General features: G+C 62.3%; 3 protein-coding genes and 3 pseudogenes. 3 read left to right on the forward strand and 3 right to left on the reverse strand.

The genetic code is table 11. The annotated features are described in order from the left end of the window. Nucleotides 1-349: pseudogene (locus L9Z73_RS24415) on the forward strand (peptidase); the annotation flags it as partial. Nucleotides 350-548: 199 nt separating this feature from the next. Here the strand turns inward: L9Z73_RS24415 and L9Z73_RS24420 are convergent. From L9Z73_RS24420 to rpmE, 3 genes and pseudogenes are all read right to left on the reverse strand, one after another. Further along, entirely contained in the window at nt 549-1,817 is a 1,269-nt protein-coding gene (locus L9Z73_RS24420; protein WP_247406539.1) for a malic enzyme-like NAD(P)-binding protein, read from the reverse strand. A 215-nt stretch (nt 1,818-2,032) separates the two neighbouring features. Beyond that, nucleotides 2,033-2,122, reverse strand: a pseudogene (locus tag L9Z73_RS24425) (thermonuclease family protein); the annotation flags it as partial. Between the two features lie 14 nt (nt 2,123-2,136). Next, a complete protein-coding gene (rpmE, locus tag L9Z73_RS24430) occupies nt 2,137-2,370 on the reverse strand; it encodes a 50S ribosomal protein L31 (protein WP_247406541.1) in 234 nt (77 codons plus the stop codon). A gap of 268 nt (nt 2,371-2,638) precedes the next feature. Between rpmE and L9Z73_RS24435 the strand changes: the two genes are divergently transcribed. Together L9Z73_RS24435 and L9Z73_RS24440 are read left to right on the forward strand one after the other, a co-directional pair. Beyond that, nucleotides 2,639-4,858 (forward strand): primosomal protein N', encoded by a 2,220-nt coding sequence (locus tag L9Z73_RS24435; RefSeq protein ID WP_247406544.1) that lies wholly within the window; start codon nt 2,639-2,641, stop codon nt 4,856-4,858. 204 nt (nt 4,859-5,062) lie between these two features. Further along, nucleotides 5,063-5,365 (forward strand): annotated as a pseudogene (locus L9Z73_RS24440) (arginine--tRNA ligase); the annotation flags it as partial.

Genomic DNA, 5,365 nt, shown 5'->3' on the forward strand with positions numbered 1-5,365 from the left:
CTCCGGCTACAACGCCGACTACGTGACCACCGTGTGGACCGGCTACGACCAGCCGGAAAGCCTCGGCCGCCGCGAGTTCGGCGGCACCGTCGCGCTGCCGATCTGGATGAGCTACATGGGCGCGGCCCTGAAGGACAAGCCGCTGCATACCCAGCCAGAACCGGAAGGCATCCTCAGCCTGCGGATCGACCCGGTCAGTGGCCGCGCGGCATCGCCGAGCACGCCGAATGCGTACTTCGAGCTGTTCAAGAGCGAAGACACGCCGCCGTCGATCAACGAACTGGGCAATGGCGTGGCGCCGGGCAGCCCGCTGCCGGCAGATGAGGCGGCACCGATCGACCTGTTCTGACGGAGTCTGTGTTTGAACACAGATCCAATGTGGGAGGGGGGTTGCCCCCGATAGCAGTGGACCAGTCAACTCATCAGGTGACTGTCGGGGGCAAGCCCCCTCCCACATTTGGTTCTGCGCAGGCCTCGGGTTTATAGCCACACAGCAAAAAGCCCCGACTCGCGAGAGCCGGGGCTTTTTGTTGGTGCGCTACAACGGCTTAGCCGTTGAACACATCATCCACGCTTTGCAGCGGGTAGTTTTTCGGATACGGCAGGGTGGCCACACCGGTCTCGATCGCGGCTTTGGCCACGGCGTCGGAGATCAGGGTGATCAGGCGCTTGTCCATTGGTTTCGGAATGATGTACTCACGACCGAATTCCAGCTTGGCGCCACCGTAGGCATCGCACACATCCTGAGGCACCGGCAGCTTGGCCAGTTCACGCAGGGCGTTGGCGGCAGCCACTTTCATTTCTTCGTTGATGCGCTTGGCGCGAACGTCCAGGGCACCACGGAAGATGAACGGGAAGCCCAGTACGTTGTTGACCTGGTTCGGGTAGTCCGAACGGCCGGTGGCCATGATCACGTCGTCGCGGGTGGCGTGTGCCAGTTCTGGCGCGATTTCTGGGTCCGGGTTGGAGCAGGCGAACACGATCGGGTTGGCCGCCATGGCCTTCAGGCCTTCAGCGCTCAGCAGGTTCGGGCCGGACAGGCCGACGAACACGTCGGCACCGTCGAGGGCTTCAGCCAGGGTGCGCTTGGAGGACGGATGCGCAAACATCGCCTTGTACTGGTTCAGGTCGGTACGCTCGGACTGGATCACGCCCTTGCTGTCGACCATGTAGATGTTTTCCAGCTTGGCGCCCATGCTGACGATCAGCTTCATGCACGAGATGGCCGCAGCACCGGCGCCCAGGCAGACGATCTTGGCGTCAGCCAGGGTTTTGCCAGCGATTTCCAGGGCGTTGATCATGCCGGCCGCTGTAACGATCGCGGTGCCGTGCTGGTCATCGTGGAATACCGGAATGTCGCACTGCTCGATCAGGGCCTTTTCGATCTCGAAGCACTCAGGTGCCTTGATGTCTTCCAGGTTGATGCCACCGAAGGTGATGGAAATGCGCTTGACGGTGTCGATGAAAGCCTGCGGGCTCTCGGAATCAACTTCGATGTCGAACACATCGATGCCGGCAAAGCGCTTGAACAGCACGCCTTTACCTTCCATGACTGGCTTGGAGGCCAATGGGCCGAGGTTACCCAGACCGAGAATCGCGGTGCCATCGGAAATCACTGCAACCAGGTTGCCTTTGCCGGTGTATTTGTACGCCAACTCAGGGTCACGGGCGATTTCACGTACAGGCTCGGCAACGCCAGGGCTGTAGGCCAGCGACAGGTCGCGGGCGGTGGCAGTGGCTTTGGTGAGCTCTACACTCAGCTTTCCTGGACGAGGAAGGGCATGATATTCGAGAGCGGCAGTTTTCAAATCAGACATATCGGCATTCCGCTTTTACTGTTGGTCGACGGACCGCCGAGGATACTCGTGTCGTAAAGCCCCTACAAGACTGGACAGTCACTGGTGTCAAGGGCTATGCACTACGACTTTTGGCCAAGAGCTGCGGGATACAAGGAGCGAACTGCTCACAATCTACTTAAAAAATGTCTACAATTTTTCTTCCGATATCGATTTAAACAAGCGCAATCGCGCTGGAGTTCCTGCCTGGCCGCCGACAGCCAAATCGCGGGCACAAAAAAGGCGCCCACAAGGGGCGCCTTTTTCAACAGCTGGCAAAAGCCCATAGGGCTTTTGAGCCTTACTCTGCTGGAGTAGCAGCAGGCTTCTTGCCGAAAGCACCAAAGCGATCTGCGAAGCGCTGTACACGGCCGCCAGTGTCCAGAGTTTTCTGCTTACCGGTGTAGAACGGGTGGCACTCGTTGCATACGTCAGTGCCCAGTGGCTTGCACAGGTTCGAACGGGTTTCGAACTTGTTGCCACAGCTGCAGGTGACTTCGATGGTTTCGTACGCTGGATGGATACCGGCTTTCATGGTGACTTCCTCAGGCTAGCGTGCCGCCACTCGACACCATTGTCGAATACCGCACGTAATTAGGCCGCGGATTCTACCAGACCTTTTTAAACGCGCAAGCGCCGCTCAGCATCGATTCACCACGCAAAAGCCCCTTTCATCAGAAAACCAATACCTTGTGGGGGCAGAGCTTGCTCGCGATGCAGGCGCCGCGGTGCTGCAGGTTCACCGCCGGTCTGCTAGTCTGCCGCCCCTGCGCCACCGCCTGCCTTTATATGAGACCCCTCGCGTGCCCGACGCCATTTTGCGCCTAGCCCTGCCCTCGCCCCTGCGCCGCCTGTTCGACTACCGGGCCCCGGCCGGCGTGCTGCGGGCGCAGTTACAGCCGGGCATGCGGGTACGGGTGCCCTTTGGGCGCAGGGAAATGATCGGCATCCTGGTAGAAGTGGCCGATCACAGTGAAGTCCCGGCAGAAAAGCTCAAACCCGCCGTGGCTATCCTCGACACCACCCCGCCGCTACCGCCCGCGCTGTTCAAGCTGTGCCTGTGGACTGCCCAGTATTACCAGCACAGCCTGGGCGACACCTTGAGCTGGGCGCTGCCGGTACTGCTGCGCCAGGGCGAGTTGGCTGAAGCGCGCCAGGAGCGCTTCTGGTCGACGGTGCCCGGCGCACGCCTCGACGACCCGCGCATCGCCCGCGCTCCGCGCCAGCGTGAAGCCCTCGCGACGCTGGCCCAGCACCCCCATGGCGTGGCTCATCAGCTCTTGAGCAAGCTGATGCTGAGCAAAGACAGCCTCGACCTGCTGCTCGCCAAAGGCCTGGTGCAAGTCGAGATCCGCAAGCACGCCCCGGACCCGCGCCATGAACACTGGCTGGCCCAACCGGAATTGCCGCTGAACCCCGAACAGCGTGCGGCCTATGAAGCCATTCGCGCAGGTTTTGACAGCTTTCACGCGTTCCTGCTGGCTGGCGTGACCGGCAGCGGCAAGACCGAAGTCTATCTGCAGTTGATCCGCGAAACCCTGCAGGCCGGCAAACAGGCGCTGGTGTTGATCCCCGAGATCAACCTCGGCCCGCAAACCCTGGCGCGTTTCGAACAGCGCTTCAACGCACGCATCGCCCTGGTGCATTCGGCGGTCAACGACCGTGAACGCCTGGAGTCGTGGCTGGCAGCGCGGGACGGCGAGGCCGACATTATTATCGGCACCCGCTCGGCGCTGTTCACCCCGATGAAAAACCCCGGGCTGATCATCATCGACGAAGAACACGACGGTTCGTACAAACAACAGGAAGGCCTGCGCTACCACGCCCGCGACCTGGCCCTGGTGCGGGCGCGCCAGGAAGACATCCCGATCGTGCTGGGTTCGGCCACCCCTTCCCTGGAAAGCCTGCATAACGCCTACACCGGCCGCTATGGCCTGCTGCGCCTGAATGAGCGCGCAGGCGGCGCCAAGCAACCGCGCTTCCTACGCCTGGATGTAAAAAGCCGACCACTGGACAGCGGCATTTCCGGGCCGATGCAACAAGCCATCGGCCAGACCCTCGCCGCCGGCCAGCAAGTCCTGGTGTTTCTCAATCGTCGCGGCTTCGCGCCGACCTTGTTGTGCCATGACTGCGGCTGGATGTCCGAATGCGAGCGCTGCGATGCGCGCATGACCGTCCACCAGCGCCATGGCGAGTTGCGCTGCCATCACTGCGGCCATGTGGAACGCGTGCCGCGCCATTGCCCGCAATGCGGCAAAGTCGACCTGCGACCGGTTGGCGCGGGCACCGAACGCGCCGAAGAACGCCTGGGCATTCTGTTCCCGGACTACCCGGTGCTGCGGGTCGATCGCGACAGCACCTCGCGCAAAGACGCGATGAACCAGCTGTTCGCCACCATCCAGAAGGGCCAACCGTGCATCCTGGTGGGCACGCAGATGCTGGCCAAGGGGCATCACTTTCCCCGGGTGACCCTGGTGTCGATCCTGGATGCCGACGGCGGCTTGTTCTCCGGCGACTTCCGCGCCAGCGAGCGCATGGCGCAGTTGATCGTGCAAGTCGCCGGGCGTGCCGGGCGTGCCGAGGAGCCGGGCAAGGTGATCATCCAGACCCACCTGGCTGACCATCCGCTGCTGATTCAACTGACCGAGCAAGGTTACTTCGCGTTTGCCGAGCAGGCCTTGAGCGAACGCCGCGCCGCCGGCCTGCCGCCCTTTGCCCACCTCGCGCTGCTGCGTGCCGAGGCGCACAAGCCGGGGCAGGCGGAGGGGTTTCTCGATGAAGCCTGCGGCGCCGCCGAACGTCTGCTCGCAGAGCTGGGCCTGAGCGGCATCGAATTGCTCGGCCCGGTGCCCGCGCCCATGGAGCGCCGCGCCGGACGGTATCGCGCTCAGCTACTCTTGCAGGCGACGTCCCGCGCGCCGCTGCATCGGCTATTAAGTAGCTGGTTACTTGCGCTGGAGCAAATGCCCAGCGGGCGCCAGGTGCGATGGTCGATGGATGTGGACCCGGTCGATTTGTATTGATAGTTAAATCGCTATCACCGGCAAGCCAGGCCCCGCATTTTGAAATGTGAACACGCTTAAATGTGGGAGCGGGCTTGCCCGCGATGAGGCCCGCAGGTCCGCCATCTGGTCTGAACGGTTGGCAAGCCTGCCCTCGCCACGGATAATGCCCAGTTTTTCCACCTGCGCATCGCGCGCCACCGCTTGCGGTCGAAAGAGAACACCATGAAAGACACCATTCGCCAGCTGATCCAACAAGCCCTCACCCAACTCGTCAACGAAGGTGTGTTGCCTGAAGGCCTGACGCCGGCGATCCAGGTGGAAAACACCCGCGACAAGACCCACGGTGACTTCGCCAGCAACATCGCGATGATGCTGGCCAAGCCGGCCGGCATGAAGCCGCGCGACCTGGCGGAGAAAATCATCGCCGCGCTGCCGGCCGATCCGCAGGTGAGCAAGGCCGAAATCGCCGGCCCGGGCTTTATCAATATCTTCCAGAACACCGAGGCCCTGGCTTCACGCCTCGAC

It is taken from the genome of Pseudomonas emilianonis (assembly GCF_023072625.1).
GTDB lineage: Bacteria > Pseudomonadota > Gammaproteobacteria > Pseudomonadales > Pseudomonadaceae > Aquipseudomonas > Aquipseudomonas paraveronii.

What these genes read in the sequence shown, in the direction of transcription:
- L9Z73_RS24420 (WP_247406539.1), bottom strand. Translation starts at nt 1,817, where the DNA reads ATGTCTGATTTGAAAACTGCCGCTCTCGAATATCATGCCCTTCCTCGT.
- rpmE (WP_247406541.1), bottom strand. Translation starts at nt 2,370, where the DNA reads ATGAAAGCCGGTATCCATCCAGCGTACGAAACCATCGAAGTCACCTGC.